Source organism: Salmonella sp. SG203 (genome assembly GCF_013350575.1).
GTDB lineage: Bacteria > Pseudomonadota > Gammaproteobacteria > Enterobacterales > Enterobacteriaceae > Salmonella > Salmonella enterica.
Map to the genome: position 1 here is coordinate 388,966 of NZ_SNMT01000002.1, position 23,859 is coordinate 412,824.

Below are 23,859 nucleotides of genomic sequence, written 5' to 3' on the forward strand. Positions count from 1 at the left end.
CTACCAACGGGTTGGGTAAGCCGAATAAGCGCCGCGCCATCCGGCAGCATTCACATAAAGTCCGGCACCAGACGCTGTAACGCGCCTTGCGCCAGCAGCGCCGTCGCACACTCAATATCGGGTGCGAAAAAACGATCCTGCGTATAGTGCGCCACCCGCTCGCGCAGTGTCTGCCGCGCCTGTTCCAGTAACGGGCTGGAGGTTAACCCTTCCCGTAAATCTATCCCCTGACAGGCCGCCAGCCACTCCACGGCAATGATGCCGCGGGTATTCGCCGCCATTTCCCAGAGTCGCCGCCCTGCCGCCGGGGCCATTGAGACATGATCTTCCTGATTCGCCGAGGTCGGCAGGCTATCCACGCTGTGCGGGTGCGCCAGCGCTTTATTCTCGCTGGCGAGCGCCGCGGCGGTGACCTGGGCAATCATAAAACCGGAATTAACGCCGCCATTTTTCACCAGGAACGGCGGTAACTGCGACATATGTTTATCCATCATCAGCGCGATGCGCCGCTCCGATAGCGCGCCGATTTCCGCTATCGCCAGCGCCAGATTATCCGCCGCCATGGCAACCGGTTCAGCATGGAAGTTACCGCCGGAGATCACCTCCCCCGCATCGGCAAAGACCAGCGGATTATCGGATACCGCGTTGGCCTCAGCCAGCAGTACCTCTTTCGTCTGACGTAACTGGGTCAGACAAGCGCCCATTACCTGCGGCTGGCAGCGAAGGGAATACGGGTCCTGAACTTTATGACAGTGGTGATGTGATTCAGCAATGGCGCTGGTATCGGTCAGCAGATGCCGGAACAACCGCGCGACGTCAATTTGCCCCTGTTGTCCGCGCGCGGCATGAATGCGCGCATCAAAAGGACGGCGCGATCCCAGTACGGCTTCGGTGGTCAGCGCGCCGCAGACAACGGCGGAGGCAAATAACTCCTGTGCCTCAAACAAACCGCGCAGCGCGAAGGCCGTTGACGTCTGGGTGCCGTTAAGCAGCGCCAGCCCCTCTTTGGCCGCCAGCGCGACAGGCTCCAGTCCGGCCTTTTTTAGCGCCGTCTGCGCCGGAAGCCATTCACCCTGCCAGCGCGCTTTTCCTTCGCCAAGCAGCGTCAGCGACAGATGCGCCAGCGGCGCTAAGTCGCCCGACGCGCCAACCGAGCCTTTTGCCGGAATCAGCGGATACACGCCGGCATTCACCAGAGCGATGAGCGCCTCTATCACGCTCAACCGAATCCCGGAAAACCCGCGCGCCAGGCTATTGATTTTCAATACCATAATCAGACGCACCATCGCGTCATCCAGTGGGTCGCCTACGCCCGCGGCGTGAGACAACACCAACGATCGCTGTAGATTTTGCAAGTCTTCATCAGCGATGCGCGTCTGCGCCAGCAGGCCGAAACCGGTGTTGATGCCGTAGGCGGTACGCCCTTCGGCAACGATATCATTGACGCACGCGACACTGGCGTTAATGCCGTCAATGGCGCTGGCGTCCAGCCGAAGCTGTACCGGATGACGCCAGACATCGTACAGTTGAGAGAGGCTTAACTGCCCCGGAGTGAGTGTCATGGTGTTCATATCAGCCTTTCCCCTGCGTCGCCGCAACCATCGGTAAATTCAGACCTTGCTCAACAGCGCATTCCACCGCGAGATCATATCCGGCATCGGCATGGCGCATGACGCCCGTCGCCGGATCGTTGTGTAACACGCGGCGAATACGCGCGGCGGCCTCGTCAGTGCCATCACAGACAATCACCATACCGGCGTGTTGCGAAAACCCCATCCCCACCCCGCCGCCATGATGGAGCGATACCCATGTCGCCCCGCTGGCGGTATTCAGCAACGCATTTAACAGCGGCCAGTCGGAAACCGCGTCGGAACCGTCGCGCATCGCTTCGGTTTCACGGTTAGGGCTGGCGACAGAACCGGAATCCAGGTGATCGCGGCCAATCACAATGGGCGCGGATACCTCGCCGCAACGCACCATTTCGTTGAACGCCAGCCCCAGTTTTTGCCGCCACTCCAGGCCTACCCAGCAGATACGCGCCGGTAGCCCCTGAAAATGAATGCGCTCGCGCGCCATATCCAGCCAGTGATGCAGATGTTTATCCTCAGCCACTATCTCTTTGACTTTGGCATCGGTTTTATAGATATCCTGCGGATCGCCGGACAGCGCCACCCAGCGAAACGGCCCGATCCCTCGACAGAACAGCGGACGAATATAGGCTGGCACAAATCCCGGAAAATCAAAGGCGTTTTCCACCCCCATCTCTTTCGCCATCTGACGAATATTGTTGCCATAGTCAAAGGTCGGCACGCCCATTTTACTGAACGCCAGCATCGCCCGAACATGCGCCGCCATGGAACGTTTCGCTGCCTGCATCGTCCCGTGGGGATCGGATTGCGCGTTTTTCTGATACTCCTCCCAGCGCCAGCCGGAGGGTAAATAGCCATGTAGCGGATCGTGGGCGCTGGTCTGATCGGTCACCAGGTCCGGGCGCACGCCGCGATTAACCAGTTCCGGCAGGATATCCGCCGCGTTCGCGCACAGGGCGACGGACACGGCTTTCCCCTCGCGGGTGTAGCGCGTAATGCGGGCCAGCGCGTCATCCAGCGTGGCGGCCTGCTCATCCACGTAGCGAGTACGCAGACGAAAATCGATACGGCTTTGCTGGCATTCAATCGTCAGCGAACACGCTCCGGCCAGCGTCGCGGCTAGCGGTTGCGCGCCGCCCATGCCGCCCAGTCCGGCGGTCAGCACCCAGCGTCCCGCCAGCGTGCCGTTATAGTGCTGACGCCCCGCCTCGACAAAGGTTTCGTATGTTCCCTGCACGATTCCCTGGCTGCCGATATAGATCCAGCTTCCGGCCGTCATCTGACCGTACATCGCCAGCCCTTTCGCATCCAGTTCGTTAAAATGTTCCCATGTCGCCCAGTGGGGAACCAGGTTGGAGTTGGCGATTAATACCCGCGGCGCGTTGTCGTGCGTTTTAAATACGCCGACCGGTTTGCCAGACTGAATAAGCAACGTTTCGTCCGCCTCCAGCCGGGTGAGCGCATCAACAATAGCGTCATAGCATTCCCAGTTGCGCGCGGCGCGACCAATCCCGCCGTAGACCACCAGCTCATGCGGATTTTCCGCCACGTCAGGATCGAGATTATTCATTAACATCCGCAGCGGGGCTTCTGTCAGCCAGCTTTTCGCCGTTAATACCGTGCCTCTGGGCGCGCGGATAGTCTGCTGACGATACTTGCTTTCAGGCATAGCAATGACTCCTCATTATTATCGGTCTGCCATCGCCAAATAACGCAAAAACGCTACTATCAGGCACCGCCGCAGACCCACAGATAAGAATCAGACATATACTTGTCTATACAAGTAAGCACAAGAATAGAATTAACAAAAATGATACAATTTTGTTATATTGTGTCAGCAATCACGTTTTCCGGCAGCAGTCCGCTCAGGAGATAAATCGTCCCTGTAGCCGGTAGCGCGACCCGGGGAAAAGTAAGCGGGCGTGAGAAACAATCCGCGACGCGGACCAGGTTGTACGACGAATGAGCAGACAAGGCTCATGCTCTTTGATAGTTAACCACGCGCACTCTTGCGCCGTGGCGCGCACCGCCTCCACAATATGTTCCCCTTCCGTTAGCGGCGCGATCCGCGACAAATAAGCGTGCGGCGTGGTCTGACGGTAATCCTGCGTCAGGTAATCCACGGCAATATCCGCATTCACGCAGCGATCTTCAATTTGTACCGGCAGATCGTTTTCATAATGCACCATGATGGAATGGAAAATGACATCGCTCTCATTGACGTTGAGAGCGCTGGCCTGGATGGCGTTTGCCCGCACACGCTCCAGCGTGAGCACCTCACAACGATGCTGATGACGGCGGGCGGCTATCTCCTCGGCGATACTGCGGACTTCAAACAGCGCGGACTGGCCTTTCGGTTCGGCGACAAACGTCCCCACGCCCTGTAAACGTACCAGCCACCCTTCATCCGTCAGCTCACGCAGCGCCCGGTTGATGGTCATTCGGCTAAAGCCATACTGAGCGACCAGTTCAGCTTCCGACGGAATGCGATCGTGCGGCTGCCAGACGCCGCCGGCTATTTTTTTACAGATGTCCTGTTTCACCGTTTCGTAAAAAGGCGCAGGCGCAGAACGGGAGCGGGATGAATACATGCGTGAAGCCTTCCTTATGCGGATAATGTTTTCCGGATGACAGATTAACGCCACCAGTGCGCGATTTGCCAGCCAAGCCGCGCCGCCACGCGCGCCGCTGCGCCATCTTCATCAAAGCGTGGATTAAACTCAACCAGATCCGCCGCCTGTAATTTTCCGCTGCGGCAAACCGGCTCAATTAAACGCAGAACCTGTATCAGCGGCACGCCCAGCGCTGCGGGAGCGGAGACGGCCGGCATTTCCCAGACAGGCAATACGTCGAGATCGATAGTCAGATAAATTTTATCCACCTTGTCGATAAACTGCGTCATCTGCGCCAGCGCGTCATGGCAGTCCAGATCCTCCACCACGGTAACATTCCGCCACTGCGCTTCCCGCCACAACGCCTGCGTATTCGCCGCACGGCTCACGCCGAAACAGGCATAATGAAACGCGCGGCTCTGCGCGTCGCATAGCTGCGCCAGTTGACGAAACGGCGTCCCGGATGTTGCCTGGTCGGTCTGACGGAGATCCAGATGCGCATCAAGATTAATGATCCCTACGCTTTCCTGCGCAAACGCGTCCAGCACCCCCGCGCCGTGTCCAAACGCGGTTTCATGCCCGCCGCCCAGTACCAGCGTGCGCATCCCGGCCCGCAGACAGCGGCTTACCGCATCGCGCAAGGCCTGCTGCGCGCCTTCCAGATCGGGCGTCGGCGCAACCCAATTGCCTAAATCCACCAGCCGTTCATGTCCCTGGTGGCTGGCCATATTCGCCAGCGCTTTACGCAACGCGTCCGGGGCGCCTGCCGCGCCGGGACGCCCTGCATTGCGTTTTACCCCCTCGTCGCAGGCAAATCCCATTAACGCGATCTTTTGCTGCCAGTTTTCGGGGGAAAAGGTCTCGCTGCGCGTGACGGTCTGAAACAGACGCCGCGCATCCGGCGCTTCTATACTGTCATCGCGCCCCTGCCAGAGCGCCGGAGAAGCCGGATACCATTGCGTCATGAGATTTGTCCTCTGTATACCCGCTGATATAAAGGGTTACGCCCCGGCTCATACACAATCTCTACCGGCTGTTCAGCATCCCACACCACAAAATCTGCCCGGTAGCCGGCCCTGAGCTGCCCATGCGTCGCCTGTCTTCCCAGCGCGCGTGCGGCATGGCGCGTAACGCCCGCCCATGCCTCTTCCGGCGTCAGACCAAACTGTACGCAGGCCATATTCATCGCCAGATGCAAACTGCAAAACGGGCTGGTGCCGGGATTGAAATCGCTGGCGACGGCGACAGGCACCTGATAGCGGCGCAGCAGTTCCACCGGCGGGCGCTGCGTCTCGCGCAGAAAATAAAACGCGCCGGGCAACAACACGCCGACAGTACCGCCGTCACGCATCGCCGCGACGCCCGCTTCATCAAGATATTCGATATGATCCGCCGATAAGCCCTGATAACGGCTCACCAACTGCGCGCCGCCCAACAGCGAAAGCTGCTCAACATGGCCTTTAACGGGAATACCTAACGCCTTCGCCGTCTGCAATACGCGCTCACTCTGCGCCACATTAAAGCCGACGCTCTCGCAAAAGAGGTCTACCGCATCAAATAACCCTTTTTGCCAGAGCTGCGGAATCATCGTCTCGCAGACCAGAGTGATGTAGCCGTCCGGGTCGTCACGATACTCCGCTGGCGTAGCATGAGCGGCCAATAGCGTGGGGCTAATGTCGATAGCGTTTTCGGCAGCAAGTTTTGCAGCGACGCGCAACAGCTTTTCTTCTGTCGCCAGCTCCAGACCATAGCCGGATTTAATCTCCAGCAGCGTAACGCCTTCGCTGGCAAGGCGCATCATGCGTTCGCGCGCCAGCAGGTAGAGCGTCTCCTCCGCACAGGCGCGGGTTGCTGATACCGTCGCGTTAATGCCTCCGCCCTGAGCGCTAATATGCTGGTATGACGCGCCGTTAAGCCGCTGCTCCCACTCTGCGGCGCGGTTACCGGCAAACACCAGATGCGTGTGGCAATCGATAAGTCCCGGGGTTACCAGTCGTCCCTGCATATCATGGATATTGCCCCCGCTGACAGGAAGCTGCGTCTCTGGCACGATATCGCAAATATGCCCTTCGCGTACAATCAGCGCCTGGTTATCTACCAGCCCGTACGGGGCTTGCCGCTGCGGGTCCATTGTCGCCAGCCTGATGTTTCGCCAGACAGTATCGCCCGGTAAAAGTTGCCGCATTCCTGTCGCTCTCTTGCCTGTCATGAGTTGTATAGACATTTATTTTCTTTCTGCTCCGGATTGTCAACTCAAAGCGCGAAAGTTGTTGCTTAATTGTGATAAAACTATCTGATGCGACAGGTGTTTCCGGCCTGAAAAGGAACTTTTTACCTTTTCGCCTTCCCGTTTCGTTCAACTTAGTATAAAAAAGCAGGCTTCAATGGATGTCATTTAACTTTTTCAAGCCCGGAGCAACCTGTGAATACATTATCGGTTTCCCGTCTGGCGCTGGCACTGGCTTTTGGCGTGACGCTGAGCGCCTGTAGCTCTACGCCACCCGATCAGATCCCTTCCGATCAAACCGCGCCTGGCACCGCCTCGCGCCCAATTCTGTCGGCAAATGAAGCGAAAAACTTCGTTGCGGCGCGCTATTTTGCCTCCCTGACGCCGAATACCGCCCCGTGGTCGCCGTCGCCGATTACCCTGCCCGCACAGCCTGACTTTGTGGTGGGGCCGGCAGGTACGCCAGGCGTTACGCACACCTCAATTCAGGCCGCGGTCGATGCGGCGATGGTTAAACGCACGAACAAACGCCAGTACATTGCTATTATGCCGGGCGACTATCAGGGGACCGTGTATGTTCCCGCCGCGCCGGGAAGTCTGACCCTGTACGGGACCGGTGAAAAACCGATCGATGTGAAAATTGGGATGGCGATTGATGGTGAAATGAGTGTCGCTGACTGGCGCCGCGCGGTGAATCCCGGCGGGAAATATATGCCTGGTAAACCCGCCTGGTATATGTTCGATAACTGCCAAAGCAAACACGCCGCGACGATCGGTGTGATGTGTTCTGCCGCGTTCTGGTCGCAGAATAACGGTCTGCAGCTACAAAATCTGACCATCGAGAACACGCTGGGCGACAGCGTCGATGCCGGAAACCATCCGGCGATAGCGCTGCGTACCGATGGCGACAAAGTCCAGATTAACAAGGTCAATATCCTTGGCCGCCAGAACACCTTCTTTGTGACCAACAGCGGCGTGCAGAACCGTCTGCAAACCGATCGTCAGCCGCGTACGCTGGTGACAAACAGCTATATTGAAGGCGATGTGGATATGGTGTCCGGACGCGGCGCCGTGGTGTTCGATAACACCAACTTCCAGGTCGTCAACTCCCGCACACAGCAGGAAGCCTACGTCTTCGCCCCGGCGACGCTGTCCAATATTTACTATGGCTTTTTGGCGATCAACAGCCGCTTTAACGCCTCCGGCGATGGCGTTGCGCAGCTTGGCCGCTCGCTGGATGTCGACGCCAACACCAACGGTCAGGTAGTGATCCGCGACAGCGTGATTAACGAGGGCTTCAACGTTGCCAAACCGTGGGCCGACGCGGTCATCTCGAAACGTCCGTTTGCCGGAAATACGGGAACCGTGGATGACAAAGACGAGGTGCAGCGTAATCTGAACGACACTAACTACAACCGCATGTGGGAATACAACAACCGCGGTGTAGGCAGTAAAGTGGTAGCGGAACCTAAGCAGTAATCGCCGTTCCGGTTCAGGCTTATAAACGGGCCGCCGCAGCAGATGTGGCGGCCCGTGGTTTTACTGCAAGCGATGTTTATCGAAATTAATCAGGCATCCCGCCTTGATGAGCTCCAGCCCGCCGCCCTCCGGCACACAGCGCTTTAGTACGCGTTCACCACAACCCACATCGGCCCCTGGCCGACGGCATAACGGCCTTTTTCCGTCAGCAACCCCTGAGTGCCCGTAATTTCATAGACCGCGATATGATGTGATTTTTGACCCGCAGCAATCAGGTATTTTCCGCTATTGTCGATATTAAAGCCGCGCGGTTGGGCTTCCGTAGGCTGGAAGCCTTCAACGCTCAGTACGCTGCCATCTTCGGAGACACTAAAGACGGTAATCAGACTGGCGGTGCGGTCACAGGCATACAGATGCCGTCCATCCGGCGTAATATGAATATCCGCCGCCCAGCGGGTATCGGAAAAATCGGCGGGCATCATATCCAGCGTTTGTACGCACTCTATCTCGCCATGCGGATTTTTAAGCTGCCAGACATCCACCGAACTGTTCAGTTCATTGACGCAATACGCATATTGTCGATTCGGGTGGAAGACCATATGACGCGGGCCTGCCCCTTCAACCGTATTTACTTCCGCCGGCTCCTGGGCCACCAGATGGCCGTCATCGCTTAGCGTAAACAGACAAATGCGATCCTGTTTTAGCGCAGGCACCCCCAGAGTACGGTTATCAGGCGTAATATTTGCCGAGTGGCAGCCGTCCAGCCCCTCCACCACATCCACCAGCTCAACCGGCAGGCCATCCTGTAAGCGCGTCACGCTGACATTACCGGCGTTATACGATCCGACAAAGACAAAACGACCATGATGATCGGTAGAAATATGGGTCGGGCTACCCGGCAGGGCGGATTCGGCGGCAAACGTCAGCGCGCCATCATCCGGCGCAATACGATACGCCAGGACACGAAACTCCGGGCGCACGCCGACATAGAGGTAGCGTTTATCCGGACTGACCACCATCGGCTGAACCTGACCGGGCACATCCACGACCTGCACCAGCGTCAGCGTCCCTTCGTGGTTCAGGCTCCAGACGTGAATTTGCTGACTCTCAGGGCTGGCGGTATAGACTGTTTGTTTCATGAATACTCCTTTGCATATGGCATGTAGCTGCAATAACAGGACACAGCTTAACGTAGTCGCTTTTGACGGCGAATGCTGAATTCAGACGCAGAATTTTGTCTGCTTACCGTCCCGGTGTACCATGCCGACAGACGGAATTATTACTCTTAATCTGGAAAAAATTATGACTGCACGCGTGATTGCCCTCGATTTAGACGGAACGTTATTAACCCCGCATAAAACCTTACTCCCCTCCTCGCTTGACGCGCTATCACGCGCCAAAGAGGCGGGCTTTCAACTTATCATTGTCACTGGTCGCCATCACGTTGCTATTCATCCTTTTTATCAGGCGCTGGCGCTGGAAACACCTGCTATTTGCTGCAACGGCACCTATTTGTATGATTATCAAGCTAAAACTGTCCTGGATGCCGATCCTATGCCCGTGGATAAGGCGTTGCAGTTGATTGATTTACTGGATGAGCATCAGATTCACGGCCTGATGTATGTTGATGACGCTATGCTTTACGAACACCCAACCGGTCACGTCGTGCGTACCTCCCGGTGGGCGCAGACCTTGCCGCCGGAGCAACGTCCGACCTTTACACAGGTCTCTTCGTTGGCGCAGGCGGCGCGCGACGTGAATGCCGTGTGGAAGTTTGCGCTTACCGATGAAGATATTCCCAGGCTACAGCGGTTCGGTCAGCATGTTGAACAGGCGCTTGGCCTGGAGTGCGAATGGTCATGGCACGATCAGGTGGATATCGCGCGCAAAGGCAACAGTAAAGGCAAGCGCCTTACCCAGTGGATAGAAGCGCAGGGAGGGTCAATGAAAAATGTGATCGCTTTCGGCGATAACTACAACGACATCAGTATGCTGGAGGCGGCAGGCACCGGCGTTGCGATGGGCAACGCCGATGAGGCGGTGAAAGCGCGCGCTGACGTTGTGATCGGCGATAACACTACCGATAGCATCGCCAAATTTATTTACACCCACCTGCTATAGTCAGGCGGTGATAGAAACGCTTTTCACCTGCGCGTAAAGCCACAGGCCAGGCTTGATATTCAGCTCATCCCTGGCCCACGGGCTTATTCGCGCCCACAGCGTTCTGCCGCCTATCTCAAGCTGGACTTCCACCTGTCCGTTATCGTCATAACAATTCGCCACTTTTGCCCGCAATACGTTGCGGATACTGGTCTGCTGCGGCGGCTGTAGTACCAGCGAGACATCCGACGCCTGTATACGAATACGCAGTGTGGATTGCAGCGGCTGGCTGAGTTTATTTACCCACAGGTGCTGGTCTCCAAGCGCCAGAGCGGTCATGGCATAATGCGGGTGATGCTCCAGCACGCTGACTTTCAGAATACTGCTCTGTTGCTCTTTCGGCAGCCACGGGTGCATAACGCTGCTTCCCCAGACCTCCTCCAGCGGGCCAAACGCTTTAACCTGTCCATCCTCCAGCACCATGACTTTATCCGCCAGGTGGAGAATTTCATCGAGAGAATGGCTGACATACAGCATGGGAATATTGATTTCCCGCGCCAGCCGTTGCAGGTACGGCAGTAATTCGCGTTTACGCGGGATATCCAGCGAGGCCAACGGTTCGTCCAACAGCAGCAACTCCGGGGCGGTGAGCAATGCCCGGCCTATCGCTACGCGCTGTTTTTCTCCGCCGGACAAGCTCCCCGGCAGGCGATCAAGCAACGCTTCAATTCCCAGCAGCGACACCAGCTTATCAAACTGACCGGTCATGCTTTTCGCCATGCCGTAGCGCAAATTGCCGCGTACTTTGTAATGGGGGAACAGGCGCGCATCCTGGAAAACATAACCGATGCGGCGCTTTTCCGGCGTTAAACAGATACCGTTTTCCGCGTCATGCAACACCCGGCCATTCAGCGCGATGCGTCCTTTTTGCGGGCGAGTCAAACCGCTGATGGCATTAATCAGCGAGGTTTTTCCCGCGCCGGAGACGCCAAAGATAGCCGTGATCCCACTGGCTGGCAGCGTTTCGTTGAGGGTTAAACAGTGCGTTCCCAGCGTCTGGGAAAAATTAAGCTCCAGCATGGTTAGCGCCCCGTCCGTTCACGGCTAATCCGCGCCAGCCATTCAGAAATCAACAGCGAAATCAGCGCTAATACAATCGAAATCACGCACAGCCTCGCCGCCGCGCTCTCCCCGCCCGGCGTCTGGATCAAGGTATACATGGCGGAAGGTATGGTGCGGGTTTCGCCCGGAATATTAGAAACAAAGGTAATGGTCGCGCCAAATTCGCCAAGCGAACGGGCAAACGCCAGCACCGTACCGACAATAATGCCCGGCAGGGTAAGCGGTAAGGTGATAGTCAGAAAAACGCGCCAGCGCCCGGCGCCCAGCGTTCTGGCGGCCTGTTCAAGCTTGATATCCACCCCCTCCAGCGCCAGCCGAATGGCCCGCACCATCAGCGGGAAGGACATCACCGCCGCCGCCAGCACGGCGCCGCGCCAGCTAAAGGCAAACGTGAGACCGAACCAGTCATACAGCCACTGGCCAATAAACCCGCGTCGCCCCATCGACACCAGCAGCAGATAGCCGACCACCACCGGCGGCAGCACCAGCGGCAGATGCAGGACGCTATCAAGTAAGGCTTTGCCCGGAAACCGGCATCGTACCAGTAACCAGGCAAAAAAGATCCCAAACGGCAGGCTAAACAGCACGGCCAGGGAAGACACTTTCAGGCTAAGAAGGACAGCCTGCCATTCTGGATCGGTCAGTATCATTACTTCGTCGTAAATCCATAACGTTTAAAGATTGCCGAGGCCTGCGGTCCTTTCAGGTAATCATAGAACGCGCTGACGGTCGCATTTTTATGCCCCTCCACGATAGCGATGGGGTATTCCACTTTTTTATGTGAATCTTCCGGGAACGTCGCCACCACGTTGACCCCCTTGCTGGCGACCGCATCAGAACCGTATACAATGCCCAAAGGCGCTTCGTTACGTTCGACCAGCGCCAACGCGCCGCGCACATCCTCGCCCGGCGCCAGTTTCGGTTCAAGCGTTTGCCATGCGCCCAACTTTTGCAGCGCTTCTTTGGCATAAATTCCCGCCGGTACGTGTTGCGGATCGCCCACTGCCAGACGCCCGCCGTTCAACAGACGAATCCAGTCCGTTTTGTTGTCGATGGTAAACGGTTTCTGCTCGCTGGCTTTCGGCGCTACCACCACCAGGCTATTGCCAAGCAATGTTTCGCGCGTCGTGGTATCCACCGCTTTTTTATCGGCTGCATAATCCATCCATTTCTGATCAGCAGAGATGAACAGGTCCGCCGGCGCGCCCGCTTCTATCTGGCGCGCCAGCGTTGAAGAGGAGGCGAATGAGGAGACCACATCCACATTTTTCTCTTTTCTATATTCTGCCGCAATGTCTTGCATCGCGTTCGTTAGCGACGCGGCGGCAAATACGGTGATCTTGCCTTCATCCGCCAGCGCATGACCGGCGATGACGAAAGATAATGTTGCCCCTGCGACCAGGCGTAACCAGGAATGCGCCATCTGTAACTCCTTGTGCGTTTCGTTATGTAAACGACAATATAACGATAATCTCAGGGGTTTCCCAGCGGTTATTCATACCCATTAACGATTAAACACAGAAAATATCGGCAGGAAAAGCAGGATCTTGAGTAACAAAAACGCCCGACTGAGCGGGCGTTTGGGGAAATCAGCGGTTCTGTCTGGACTGGTCTTTCTGACCGATACCGGAAAAAATGTTGAACACCTCACCCAGACCGTAAATCAGACCGAGGATGATGGCCATCACTACCGGTACCATGATGACGGCGAATACCAGACTTTTTAATAACTCTAACATGGGCAACTCCAGATATAGTCCTTTTTGTATTTTAACCGCATCACACAGAAAAGCACTCCCCTTTTGTGCGGTCGGCTTTGCGCTGACGCGCTTTTCAGTCACAATAGTCTTTTTACCAGGAGCTGGTTATGCAGGCCGAAATCCTTCTTACCCTGAAACTTCAGCAAAAGCTTTTTGCCGATCCCCGACGTATCTCTCTGCTGAAACACATTGCGCTTTCCGGCTCTATTAGTCAGGGCGCGAAAGACGCGGGAATCAGCTATAAGAGCGCCTGGGATGCGATAAACGACATGAACCAGCTTAGCGAACATATGCTGGTTGAACGCGCAACGGGCGGCAAAGGCGGCGGCGGCGCGGTATTAACCCGCTATGGTCAGCGTCTGATCCAGCTTTACGATTTGCTGGGCCAAATTCAGCAAAAAGCGTTCGATGTGTTAAGCGACGATGACGCCCTGCCGCTTGACAGTCTGCTGGCCGCTATCTCCCGCTTTTCACTGCAAACCAGCGCCCGAAATCAGTGGTTCGGCACCATTACCGCCCGCGATCGCGATCAGGTGCAACAGCATGTCGACGTGCTGCTGGCCGACGGCAAAACGCGGCTCAAAGTCGCGCTGACGGCGCAAAGCGGCGAGCGTCTCGGCCTGGAGGAAGGTAAAGAAGTGCTGATCCTGCTAAAAGCGCCGTGGGTTGGCATTACCCGGGATGCAGCCGTTGCGCGCGCCGCTGACAATCAGTTGTCGGGAACGATCAGCCATATCGAGCGCGGCGCGGAACAGTGTGAAGTGTTGATGGCGCTGCCGGACGGCCAGACGCTGTGCGCCACGATACCGACTGCGGATGCCGCCACGTTAAAGGAAGGCGATGACGTGATTGCCTGGTTTAATGCGGACAGAGTGATTATTGCAACGTTGTGCTAAGCACATTGACATCCGTTGCCGAAAGACGTATCCCTGTCATTTATCGCTGCAAAAAATGGGATGCAAAATGTCATCGTTGCAAATTTCGCAAGGCACGTTTCGTCTGAGCGATACAAAAACACTTCATCTGGATTCGCTGACGCTCAATGCGGGCGATAGCTGGGCATTCGTTGGGGCTAACGGGAGCGGGAAGTCGGCGCTCGCCCGCGCGCTGGCGGGTGAACTGCCGTTATTAACAGGCGAGCGCCAGTGTCGGTTTACCCGCATTACTCGTCTGTCCTTTGAACAATTGCAAAAGCTGGTCAGCGATGAGTGGCAACGTAATAACACCGATATGCTCAGTCCTGGCGAAGACGATACCGGGCGCACTACCGCGGAAATTATTCAGGATGAAGTTCACCATCCTGCCCGCTGTGCGATGCTGGCGCAGCAGTTCGGCATTTCCGCTTTACTCGACAGGCGTTTTAAATACCTTTCTACCGGCGAGACGCGAAAAGCGCTGCTGTGTCAGGCGCTGATGTCTGAGCCGGAGTTATTGATCCTTGATGAACCGTTCGACGGGCTTGACGTGACCGCCCGTCAACAACTGGCGCAACGCCTGACGGCGTTGAACCAGGCGGGTATGACCCTGGCGCTGGTACTCAACCGTTTTGATGAAATCCCGGACTTCGTGCAGTTTGCCGGCGTGCTTGCCGACTGTACCCTGGCGGAGACCGGAACGACGACAGAGTTACTGCAACGGGCGTTGGTCGCTCAACTCGCGCACAGCGAGCGTCTGACCGACGTACAATTACCCGAACCGGACGAACCTTCCGCCCGCCATGCGTTACCCGATGGCGAACCACGGATCGTACTTAACGATGGCATAGTCTCGTATAACGATCGCCCTATCCTCCACCACCTAAGCTGGCGAGTCAATCCGGGCGAACACTGGCAGATCGTCGGTCCTAACGGAGCGGGTAAGTCTACGTTGCTTAGCCTTATTACTGGCGATCATCCGCAAGGCTACAGCAACGATCTTACGCTGTTCGGGCGGCGGCGAGGAAGCGGCGAAACAATCTGGGATATCAAAAAACATATCGGCTACGTCAGCAGCAGTTTACATCTGGATTACCGCGTCAGTACCACGGTACGCAATGTCATTCTCTCCGGCTATTTCGATTCTATCGGCATTTACCAGGCCGTTTCAGACAGGCAACGAAAACTGGCGCAACAGTGGCTGGATATTCTGGGAATCGATAAGCGTACGGCGGATGCCCCCTTCCACAGTCTCTCCTGGGGACAGCAGCGGCTGGCGCTGATCGTGCGCGCGCTGGTTAAACATCCGACAGTGTTGATTCTGGATGAGCCGCTGCAAGGGTTGGACCCGCTGAACCGCCAACTGGTACGTCGTTTTGTGGATGTATTAATTCGCCAGGGAGAGACTCAACTGCTGTTCGTTTCCCATCATGCAGAGGATGCGCCTGCCTGTATTACCCACCGGCTGGAATTTGTACCAGAGGGCGAACGTTATAAGTACGTTTCCGGACGATGCAATAATTAAATGTATTATCAGAATGGCGCCGCGCGCCATTCTGGAACCACTCTCCTTTTATTAAGAATAATAATAACGGTCGATAAGCTTACTATCTCTTGAATCGCTGACCGCCTCATTGTCATAATAATCCTGAAATTTTCGACAATGATGTCGTATGTGAATATAAGGGATTCATTATGGCTTTTCGTTTTCCACAAATAATACTATTTTTACTGGCAGCCATGTTATTTTGCCCCGGCAGTTATGCTGAGCAAAAGCCTACCGCTGCGCAGGAGGCGCGTAAAACCGCCGTTGAGGTCGCTGTTGAAGGCATGAGTCGCGCCGCCGTTGCGGGTCCGACAAAGATTAGTTTAGGTGATAAAGCCACGCTTAATCTGCCGGAAGGATTTACCTGGATACCCGCAAAAGAAGCGGCGGTATTTATGCGTGAAATTGGTAACTATGTTGACGATGAATATTTTTACGGTCTCGTATTTAAAAAGGAAATGAATGGATTTATTTCTATCGAATATGATGATTCTGGTTATGTAAAAGATGATGATGCAAAAAATTGGGATGCCGATGAATTAATGGATAACCTGCGCAAAGGCACAAAAGAAGCAAATAAAGATCGTATTGCAAAAGGCATTGAGCCGATAGAAATTATTGGCTGGATCGAGAAGCCTACCTACGATGCAACCAATCATCGTCTGATCTGGTCCGCCGCCATCCAGGATATCGGCACCAACGAACCACTGAATGAACAAGGCGTGAACTACAACACCTATCTGCTGGGACGTGAAGGCTATTTTTCTTTAAATCTGGTGACTGACAGAGGTTCTGTTAACCATGAAATCCCGTTGGCGAAAAGAATTCTCAGTTCCGTCAAGTTCAACGCTGGACAACGCTACGCTGACTTCAACGAATCAACGGACAAAATAGCGGAGTATGGGCTCGCCGCGCTGATTGGCGGTATCGCGGCCAAGAAAGTAGGGCTGCTTGCTATGCTCGGTATCGCGTTACTTAAATTCTGGAAAGTGACCGCCATCGGCGTCGTCGCTGTCGGGGCGCTCGCCAGGAAGCTACTCTCGCGTAAAAAAGACTGACAGCTCCTGCCCCGTCCGTTTCATTCCCAGGCGCGTAACGCGCCTTTTTTTCGGATAAAAAGCAGAAGCATTCTCAAGCCAGATGATTTGTAATCATTTAATTGATATAAATGCGTAAAATCACCAGCGTGTAAACGATTCCACTAATTTATTACATGTCACACTTTTCGCATCTTTGTTATGCTATGGTTATTCCATACCATAGGCTTAACGGAGCGAATTATGAGAGTATTGGTTACAGGTGGTAGCGGTTACATTGGAAGTCATACCTGCGTACAATTGCTGCAAAATGGTCATGACGTCGTCATCCTCGATAACCTCTGCAACAGCAAGCGCAGCGTGCTGCCCGTTATTGAACGTCTGGGCGGTAAGCACCCGACCTTTGTCGAAGGCGATATTCGCAACGAAGCGCTTATAACCGAAATTCTGCACGATCACGCGATTGATACCGTGATTCACTTTGCCGGCCTGAAAGCCGTCGGCGAATCGGTCGCCAGGCCGCTGGAGTACTATGACAACAACGTCAACGGTACGCTGCGGTTGGTCAGCGCCATGCGTGCGGCCAACGTTAAAAACCTTATTTTTAGCTCCTCCGCCACCGTTTATGGCGATCAGCCCAAAATTCCTTACGTCGAAAGTTTTCCTACCGGCACGCCGCAAAGCCCCTACGGCAAAAGTAAATTGATGGTAGAACAGATCCTCACCGATCTGCAAAAAGCCCAGCCGGAGTGGAGTATTGCGCTGCTGCGTTATTTCAACCCGGTCGGCGCGCACCCGTCGGGCGACATGGGAGAAGATCCGCAAGGTATTCCGAATAACCTGATGCCCTATATCGCCCAGGTCGCCGTGGGTCGTCGCGAATCGCTCGCCGTTTTCGGCAACGATTACCCGACCGAGGATGGCACCGGCGTACGCGATTACATTCACGTTATGGACTTAGCCGACGGGCACGTCGTGGCGATGGAAAAACTGGCGGACAAATCCGGCGTACATATTTATAACCTCGGCGCGGGTGTCGGCAGTAGCGTCCTGGATGTGGTCAACGCCTTTAGTAAAGCCTGCGGTAAACCCATTAATTACCACTTCGCGCCGCGTCGCGACGGCGATCTCCCGGCGTATTGGGCGGATGCCAGCAAAGCCGATCGCGAGCTGAACTGGCGCGTCACCCGCACGCTTGACGAAATGGCGCAGGACACCTGGCACTGGCAGTCACGCCATCCGCAGGGATACCCAGATTAAGGACGTTGTTATGACCCCATTTAATCCCATCGATCATCCGCATCGCCGTTATAACCCGCTTACCGGCCAGTGGGTTCTGGTTTCGCCGCATCGCGCAAAACGCCCCTGGCAGGGGGCGCAGGAAACGCCGTCTCAGCAAATGCTGCCGGCCCACGATCCGGACTGCTTCCTGTGTGCGGGCAATACGCGTGTCACCGGCGATAAAAATCCCGATTACAAAGGGACTTACGTCTTTACTAACGATTTCGCGGCGCTGATGGCCGATACGCCGGATGCGCCGGACAGCCACGATCCGCTGATGCGCTGTCAGAGCGCGCGCGGCACCAGCCGCGTGATCTGCTTTTCTCCCGATCACAGTAAAACGCTGCCGGAGTTGAGCCTGCCCGCGCTGACGGAAATCGTCAGAACCTGGCAGACGCAGACCGCCGAGTTAGGCAAAACCTATCCGTGGGTGCAGGTCTTTGAAAATAAAGGCGCGGCGATGGGCTGTTCGAACCCGCATCCGCATGGACAGGTCTGGGCCAACAGCTTCCTGCCGAATGAGGCCGAACGCGAAGATCGTTTACAAAAAGCCTACTTCGCCGAGCAGCGCTCGCCAATGCTGGTGGATTATGTCCAGCGAGAACTGGCGGACGGCAGCCGCACCGTGGTCGAAACCGAACACTGGCTGGCGGTGGTGCCTTACTGGGCGGCGTGGCCGTTCGAAACGCTACTGTTACCCAAAACGCATGTCCTGCGCATTACCGATTTAAGCGACGAGCAGCGCGACTCTCTGGCGCTGGCGTTGAAAAAGCTGACCAGTCGTTATGACAACCTGTTTCAGTGTTCCTTCCCCTACTCAATGGGCTGGCACGGCGCGCCGTTTAACGGTGAAGAAAACGCACACTGGCAGTTGCACGCACACTTTTACCCGCCGCTGCTGCGCTCTGCGACCGTCCGTAAATTTATGGTCGGCTATGAAATGCTGGCGGAAACCCAGCGTGATTTAACCGCAGAACAAGCGGCTGAACGCCTGCGCGCGGTCAGCGACATCCATTTTCGCGAATCCGGAGTATAAAAATGAATCTGAAAGAGAAAACGCGCGCGCTGTTTGCTGAAATTTTCGGCTACCCTGCTACCCACACGATTCAGGCGCCAGGCCGCGTCAATCTGATCGGCGAGCACACTGATTACAATGATGGTTTTGTTCTGCCCTGCGCTATTGATTACCAGACCGTAATTAGCTGTGCGCCGCGCAACGATCGTACCGTACGGGTGATTGCCGCCGATTACGACAATCAGGTGGACGAATTTTCACTGGATGCGCCGATCGTGACCCACGATAGCCAGCAGTGGTCTAACTATGTGCGCGGCGTAGTGAAACACCTGCAACAGCGTAACAACGCGTTTGGCGGCGTGGATATGGTCATCAGCGGCAATGTGCCGCAGGGCGCCGGGTTAAGCTCCTCCGCCTCGCTGGAAGTGGCGGTGGGCACAGTCTTCCAGCAGCTTTATCACCTGCCGCTGGACGGCGCGCAAATTGCGCTCAACGGACAAGAGGCCGAGAACCAGTTTGTCGGCTGTAACTGCGGCATTATGGATCAGCTCATCTCTGCGCTCGGCAAAAAAGATCATGCGTTGCTGATTGATTGCCGTACGCTCGGCGCCAAAGCGGTTTCCATGCCGAAAGGTGTCGCCGTGGTGATCATCAACAGTAACTTTAAGCGCACGCTGGTAGGCAGCGAGTATAATACCCGTCGTGAACAGTGCGAAACCGGCGCCCGTTTCTTCCAGCAGCCGGCCCTGCGCGATGTCAGCCTTGAGGCGTTCAATGCCGTCGCCAGCGAACTGGACCCGGTAGTCGCAAAACGCGTTCGCCATGTATTGAGCGAAAATGCGCGCACCGTTGAAGCGGCAAGCGCGCTGGAGAAAGGTGATTTGCAACGTATGGGCCAACTGATGGCGGAGTCCCATGCCTCAATGCGCGATGATTTCGAAATTACCGTCCCGCAGATAGACACGCTGGTAGACATCGTCAAAGCGACCATCGGCGATCGAGGCGGCGTGCGCATGACCGGCGGCGGCTTTGGCGGCTGTGTTGTCGCGCTGATCCCGGAAGATCTGGTTCCCGCTGTGCAGCAGGCCGTTGCGCAACAGTACGAAGCGAAAACCGGAATCAAAGAAACCTTTTATGTATGCAAACCGTCACAAGGAGCAGGACAGTGCTAAATGAAACGCCCGCACTGGCCCCCGATGGTCAACCGTACCGCCTGCTAACCCTGCGCAACAGCGCAGGGATGGTGGTAACGCTGATGGACTGGGGAGCCACTCTTCTTTCCGCCCGTATTCCGCTGTCTGACGGCAGCGTTCGGGAAGCATTGCTGGGCTGCGCCAGCCCGGAACACTACCCTGAACAGACGTCATTCCTCGGCGCCTCTATTGGCCGTTACGCGAACCGTATCGCCAATAGCCGTTATACGTTTGCCGGCGAAACCGTACAGTTAAGCCCAAGCCAGGGCGAGAACCAGCTACACGGCGGACCGGAAGGCTTTGACAAGCGCCGCTGGCAAATTGTGAACCAGAACGATCGCCAGGTATTATTCGCGCTCACCTCTGATGACGGCGACCAGCGCTTTCCTGGCCATCTTTGCGCCACGGCGCAATATCGTCTGACCGATGACAATAGAATCTCCATCACCTACCGGGCGACGGTCGATAAACCCTGTCCGGTGAATTTGACCAACCACGTCTATTTTAATCTGGACGGCGATCGGACCGACGTGCGCCAGCATAAGCTGCAAATTCTGGCGGATGAGTATCTGCCGGTAGATGAATCCGGTATTCCACGCCAGGGGCTAAAATCGGTAGCCAATACCTCGTTTGACTTCCGGATGCCAAAAGTCATTGCCAGCGAGTTTCTCGCCGATGACGATCAGCGCAAGGTTAAAGGCTACGATCATGCTTTCCTGCTACAGACGCAGGGTGATGGCAAAAAGCCGGCGGCCCGTCTGTGGTCACAGGATGGAAAGCTACAAATGATGGTTTACACCACCGCCCCGGCGCTACAGTTTTATTCCGGCAATTATCTGGCGGGTACACCTTCCCGCGGACCGGAACCTTATGCCGACTGGCAAGGGCTGGCGCTGGAAAGCGAACTGCTGCCGGACAGCCCGAATCATCCTGAATGGCCGCAGCCTGACTGTATCCTTCGCCCTGGCGAGGAGTACGCCAGCCTGACCGAGTATCAGTTTATTCCGTTCTAACGATATGCCGCTACATGCCCGATGACGCAAGCTTATCGGGCCTACGCGCCATTGCCCTGCTCAAACCTCCACCACTTAAAGACAAAATCGCAACTCTGAGTTCACAAGAACCTTACACTGCGCCACTATTTTCGCTATGGTTATGCGTAAGCATTGCCGCCAACACCTCGCGGCAATATAATGAGAATTATTATCATTACATATGATTTATAGGAGTGAGAGTATGGCTGTAACTAAGCTGGTTCTGGTACGTCACGGTGAAAGTCAATGGAACAAAGAGAACCGTTTCACCGGCTGGTATGATGTTGACCTGTCTGAAAAAGGCGTAAGCGAAGCAAAAGCAGCGGGTAAACTGCTAAAAGAAGAAGGTTTCAGCTTTGATTTTGCCTACACTTCCGTACTGAAACGCGCTATCCATACGCTGTGGAACGTACTGGATGAACTGGATCAGGCGTGGCTACCGGTGGAAAAATCCTGGAAACTCAATGAACGTCACTATGGCGCGTTGCAGGGGCTGAATAAAGCGGAAACGGCAGAAAAATATGGTGACGAGCAGGTTAAGCAGTGGCGCCGCGGTTTTGCCGTGACGCCGCCGGAACTGACCAAAGATGATGAGCGTTATCCGGGTCACGATCCACGTTATGCCAAACTGAGCGAGAAAGAGCTGCCGTTGACCGAAAGTCTGGCGCTGACCATCGACCGCGTTATTCCTTACTGGAACGACACCATCCTGCCGCGTATGAAGAGCGGTGAGCGCGTGATCATCGCCGCTCACGGTAACTCATTGCGTGCGCTGGTGAAATACCTGGATAACATGAGTGAAGATGAGATCCTTGAGTTAAACATCCCGACCGGCGTGCCGCTGGTGTATGAGTTCGACGAAAACTTCAAGCCGCTCAAACATTACTATCTGGGCAACGCTGACGAAATCGCCGCGAAAGCGGCTGCCGTGGCGAATCAGGGTAAAGCGAAGTAATCACCTTTGCCGGATGGCGGTATAACTGCCGTATCCGGCCTACGAGCAATGGGTAGGCCGGATAAGCGCAGCGCCATCAGGCAATATGTCTTAAACAGCGATCACGCCGTCCAGCACCACCTGCAATTTACCCTGCGAACAGCGCTCCACGCGTCCTCGTACCCGGTACACGTCAGCCAGACGCTCCGCAGTAATCACCGTCTCCGGCGCGCCGCTGGCGACCAGCCTGCCGTCTTTTAGCATCAGGACATGGTCACCATGACGCAGGGCAATATTAATGTCATGCGCCACGACTATCGTCACCCTATTTTGCGCCTGGGTATCCCGACGCACGAGATCCATTACGTGAAACTGATAGTTTAAATCCAGCGCGCTGAGCGGCTCATCCAGCAACAGAAGTTCAGGGCGACGAATCAGCGATTGCGCCAGACCCACTAACTGCCGCTGACCGCCGGAAAGCTGGTCGAGATACTGCAACGCCAGATGCGTTATGCCCAATTGCTCAAGGATAGCCAGTATCTGCGCTCTGCCCTGCGCATTGTCTCTGCCGCCTGATGCCCGCAGTACCACGATAATCGACTCCAGTACATGCAGATGTACGCCCTGCGGTAATGACTGCGGCAAAAACACAACTTTCTGCGCCCGCTCGGCAAACGATAACGACATGAGATCTTCGCCATCAAGCAGCGCCTCGCCGTCGGCGTTATTCAGCCCGGCCAGCGAACGTAGTAACGTCGATTTACCACAGCCGTTCGGCCCCAGCAAAATGGTAATTTTCCCGCGCGGCAGTAAGGGAACGTTGAGATCTGCAATAACCGGCTGAGTGGAATAGCCGGCGCTAAATGAGCGGAGCATTAACCCGCGCATCAGAGACTCCCCCGATGTCGCAATACAATGCTTAAAAAGAACGGAACCCCGACCAGCGAGGTGACAATCCCCACCGGCACCATGACGCCCGGAATACTATTTTTCGCCGCAATAGAGGCCAGCGATAACACCAGCCCGCCTATCAGCACGCTGCCCGGAAGGTAGAAACGGTGATCTTCCCCCAAAAGTATTCGTGCAATGTGCGGTGCAACGAGACCAATAAAACCAATCGGCCCGACGAAAGCTACCGCCAGCGCTGATAACAAGCTGATACGCAACAATGACAGCAGGCGTAAACGGCGGACATGAATCCCAAAGCTCATCGCCCTCTCTTCGCCCAGACGTAATGCCGTGAGTTGCCAGGCGCTTCGTAACGCGCAAAAAAGCACAGCAATAAACACCACGGCCAGTACGCCCAATTTTTCCCACGACGCGCGGACCAGGCTCCCCATCGTCCAGAATACCAGCCCCTGCAGCGTATCTTCATCAGCCACAAACTGCATAATGGCGACCAACGCGTTAAAGGTGAATACCAGCGCAATACCGAACAACACCACTCCGGATGCGGCGACGCCTGTCCAACGGGTAATACCGTCCAGGAGTAACGCGGATAACAGCGCAAAGATGAACGCATTGGCCGGGATAAACCAGGCGGCAGGAATACCGGGAATACCGATCCCCAACACAATCGCCAGCGCAGCGCCAAAAGCCGCCGCGGACGATACGCCGAGGGTAAACGGCGTCGCCAGCGGATTATTTAAAATGGTTTGCATTTCGGCGCCCGCTAACCCTAACGCCATGCCCACCAGTAGGGCCATCAGGGCATAGGGTAAACGAATATCCCAGACAATAACGTGTATGCCCGCATTCACCTTTTCCGGCTGGAAAAGCGCCTGCCACAGCGCACTGAGCGGTAAACCAGAAGACCCACAGGTTACATCCACCATCAGTGAAGCCATCATCGCCAGCGCAATAGCTAACATGAGCACGGCCCGTTTGCGTATGATCTGGCGATAGCGCGGAATGACGGGCGTGGAAGCGAGACCGGGGGCTAAAAGTGATTTGTCCTGACAGGTCATGGTTCGGGCTACGTTATTAATCAGAGGAGAATTATAGCGCCGAATTATT

Annotated in this window: 22 protein-coding genes; 10 read left to right on the forward strand and 12 right to left on the reverse strand. The window is 55.7% G+C overall.

The window, feature by feature from the left end:
• Window positions 1–50: 50 nt before the first annotated feature.
• The 5 genes from hutH to hutI all read right to left on the reverse strand — a co-directional run bounded on the left by hutH (window position 51) and on the right by hutI (window position 6,386).
• Window positions 51–1,571 carry a histidine ammonia-lyase gene (gene hutH, locus HV477_RS04990; protein WP_079899213.1) on the reverse strand — a complete coding sequence of 507 codons (1,521 nt, stop codon included), beginning with the start codon at window positions 1,569–1,571 and terminating at the stop codon, window positions 51–53.
• Window position 1,572: 1 nt separating this feature from the next.
• Window positions 1,573–3,258 (reverse strand): urocanate hydratase, encoded by a 1,686-nt coding sequence (gene hutU / locus HV477_RS04995; protein WP_001115209.1) that lies wholly within the window; start codon window positions 3,256–3,258, stop codon window positions 1,573–1,575.
• A gap of 196 nt (window positions 3,259–3,454) precedes the next feature.
• Complete coding sequence (locus HV477_RS05000) at window positions 3,455–4,180, reverse strand: histidine utilization repressor (RefSeq protein ID WP_000287413.1); 726 nt, start codon at window positions 4,178–4,180, stop codon at window positions 3,455–3,457.
• A gap of 44 nt (window positions 4,181–4,224) precedes the next feature.
• A complete protein-coding gene (gene hutG / locus HV477_RS05005) occupies window positions 4,225–5,166 on the reverse strand; it encodes a formimidoylglutamase (protein ID WP_017465738.1) in 942 nt (313 codons plus the stop codon).
• Entirely contained in the window at window positions 5,163–6,386 is a 1,224-nt protein-coding gene (gene hutI, locus HV477_RS05010) for an imidazolonepropionase (protein WP_079899212.1), read from the reverse strand. Before hutI ends, hutG begins: the two co-directional genes overlap by 4 nt.
• A gap of 237 nt (window positions 6,387–6,623) precedes the next feature.
• On the opposite strand from hutI, the gene HV477_RS05015 reads away from it, so the two are divergent.
• Window positions 6,624–7,907: a putative acyl-CoA thioester hydrolase gene (locus HV477_RS05015; protein ID WP_048590949.1), complete on the forward strand. Its 1,284-nt coding sequence runs from the start codon at window positions 6,624–6,626 to the stop codon at window positions 7,905–7,907.
• A gap of 143 nt (window positions 7,908–8,050) precedes the next feature.
• Here the strand turns inward: HV477_RS05015 and pgl are convergent, their stop codons facing one another.
• Entirely contained in the window at window positions 8,051–9,046 is a 996-nt protein-coding gene (pgl, locus tag HV477_RS05020; RefSeq protein WP_175064929.1) for a 6-phosphogluconolactonase, read from the reverse strand.
• A gap of 163 nt (window positions 9,047–9,209) precedes the next feature.
• Between pgl and HV477_RS05025 the strand changes: the two genes are divergently transcribed.
• On the forward strand, window positions 9,210–10,028 hold the full coding sequence (locus HV477_RS05025) for a pyridoxal phosphatase (RefSeq protein WP_001748281.1): 819 nt from the start codon (window positions 9,210–9,212) through the stop codon (window positions 10,026–10,028).
• Here HV477_RS05025 and modC read toward each other — a convergent pair whose 3' ends face one another.
• From modC to HV477_RS05045, 4 genes are all read right to left on the reverse strand, one after another.
• A complete protein-coding gene (modC, locus tag HV477_RS05030; protein ID WP_000891712.1) occupies window positions 10,029–11,087 on the reverse strand; it encodes a molybdenum ABC transporter ATP-binding protein ModC in 1,059 nt (352 codons plus the stop codon).
• 2 nt (window positions 11,088–11,089) lie between these two features.
• On the reverse strand, window positions 11,090–11,779 hold the full coding sequence (modB, locus tag HV477_RS05035) for a molybdate ABC transporter permease subunit (RefSeq protein ID WP_000604026.1): 690 nt from the start codon (window positions 11,777–11,779) through the stop codon (window positions 11,090–11,092).
• Entirely contained in the window at window positions 11,779–12,552 is a 774-nt protein-coding gene (gene modA, locus HV477_RS05040) for a molybdate ABC transporter substrate-binding protein (protein ID WP_000951421.1), read from the reverse strand. The genes modB and modA overlap by 1 nt, the downstream gene beginning before the upstream one ends.
• A gap of 166 nt (window positions 12,553–12,718) precedes the next feature.
• Window positions 12,719–12,868 (reverse strand): AcrZ family multidrug efflux pump-associated protein, encoded by a 150-nt coding sequence (locus HV477_RS05045; RefSeq protein WP_000891513.1) that lies wholly within the window; start codon window positions 12,866–12,868, stop codon window positions 12,719–12,721.
• A 128-nt stretch (window positions 12,869–12,996) separates the two neighbouring features.
• On the opposite strand from HV477_RS05045, the gene modE reads away from it, so the two are divergent.
• From modE to gpmA, 8 genes are all read left to right on the forward strand, one after another.
• Window positions 12,997–13,785, forward strand: a complete 789-nt coding sequence (modE, locus tag HV477_RS05050; protein WP_001147416.1) for a molybdenum-dependent transcriptional regulator — start codon at window positions 12,997–12,999, stop codon at window positions 13,783–13,785.
• A 67-nt stretch (window positions 13,786–13,852) separates the two neighbouring features.
• A complete protein-coding gene (gene modF, locus HV477_RS05055; protein ID WP_021000083.1) occupies window positions 13,853–15,328 on the forward strand; it encodes a molybdate ABC transporter ATP-binding protein ModF in 1,476 nt (491 codons plus the stop codon).
• Between the two features lie 170 nt (window positions 15,329–15,498).
• Window positions 15,499–16,407 (forward strand): DUF2167 domain-containing protein, encoded by a 909-nt coding sequence (locus tag HV477_RS05060; protein ID WP_017465743.1) that lies wholly within the window; start codon window positions 15,499–15,501, stop codon window positions 16,405–16,407.
• Window positions 16,408–16,629: 222 nt separating this feature from the next.
• The gene (gene galE, locus HV477_RS05065; RefSeq protein WP_001265465.1) at window positions 16,630–17,646 is read left to right on the forward strand and encodes a UDP-glucose 4-epimerase GalE; all 1,017 of its coding nucleotides are present in this window, start codon (window positions 16,630–16,632) and stop codon (window positions 17,644–17,646) included.
• Window positions 17,647–17,656: 10 nt separating this feature from the next.
• Window positions 17,657–18,703 carry a galactose-1-phosphate uridylyltransferase gene (gene galT / locus HV477_RS05070; protein ID WP_000187473.1) on the forward strand — a complete coding sequence of 349 codons (1,047 nt, stop codon included), beginning with the start codon at window positions 17,657–17,659 and terminating at the stop codon, window positions 18,701–18,703.
• A gap of 2 nt (window positions 18,704–18,705) precedes the next feature.
• Window positions 18,706–19,854 (forward strand): galactokinase, encoded by a 1,149-nt coding sequence (gene galK, locus HV477_RS05075; protein WP_079899211.1) that lies wholly within the window; start codon window positions 18,706–18,708, stop codon window positions 19,852–19,854.
• A complete protein-coding gene (gene galM / locus HV477_RS05080; RefSeq protein ID WP_079899210.1) occupies window positions 19,848–20,888 on the forward strand; it encodes a galactose-1-epimerase in 1,041 nt (346 codons plus the stop codon). Before galK ends, galM begins: the two co-directional genes overlap by 7 nt.
• A 223-nt stretch (window positions 20,889–21,111) precedes the next feature.
• Window positions 21,112–21,864: a 2,3-diphosphoglycerate-dependent phosphoglycerate mutase gene (gene gpmA / locus HV477_RS05085; protein WP_000301556.1), complete on the forward strand. Its 753-nt coding sequence runs from the start codon at window positions 21,112–21,114 to the stop codon at window positions 21,862–21,864.
• Window positions 21,865–21,954: 90 nt separating this feature from the next.
• Here gpmA and HV477_RS05090 read toward each other — a convergent pair whose 3' ends face one another.
• The gene (locus HV477_RS05090) at window positions 21,955–22,731 is read right to left on the reverse strand and encodes an ABC transporter ATP-binding protein (protein ID WP_001214709.1); all 777 of its coding nucleotides are present in this window, start codon (window positions 22,729–22,731) and stop codon (window positions 21,955–21,957) included.
• A complete protein-coding gene (locus HV477_RS05095) occupies window positions 22,731–23,810 on the reverse strand; it encodes an iron ABC transporter permease (RefSeq protein WP_000128339.1) in 1,080 nt (359 codons plus the stop codon). The genes HV477_RS05090 and HV477_RS05095 overlap by 1 nt, the downstream gene beginning before the upstream one ends.
• Between the last annotated feature and the right edge of the window lie 49 nt (window positions 23,811–23,859).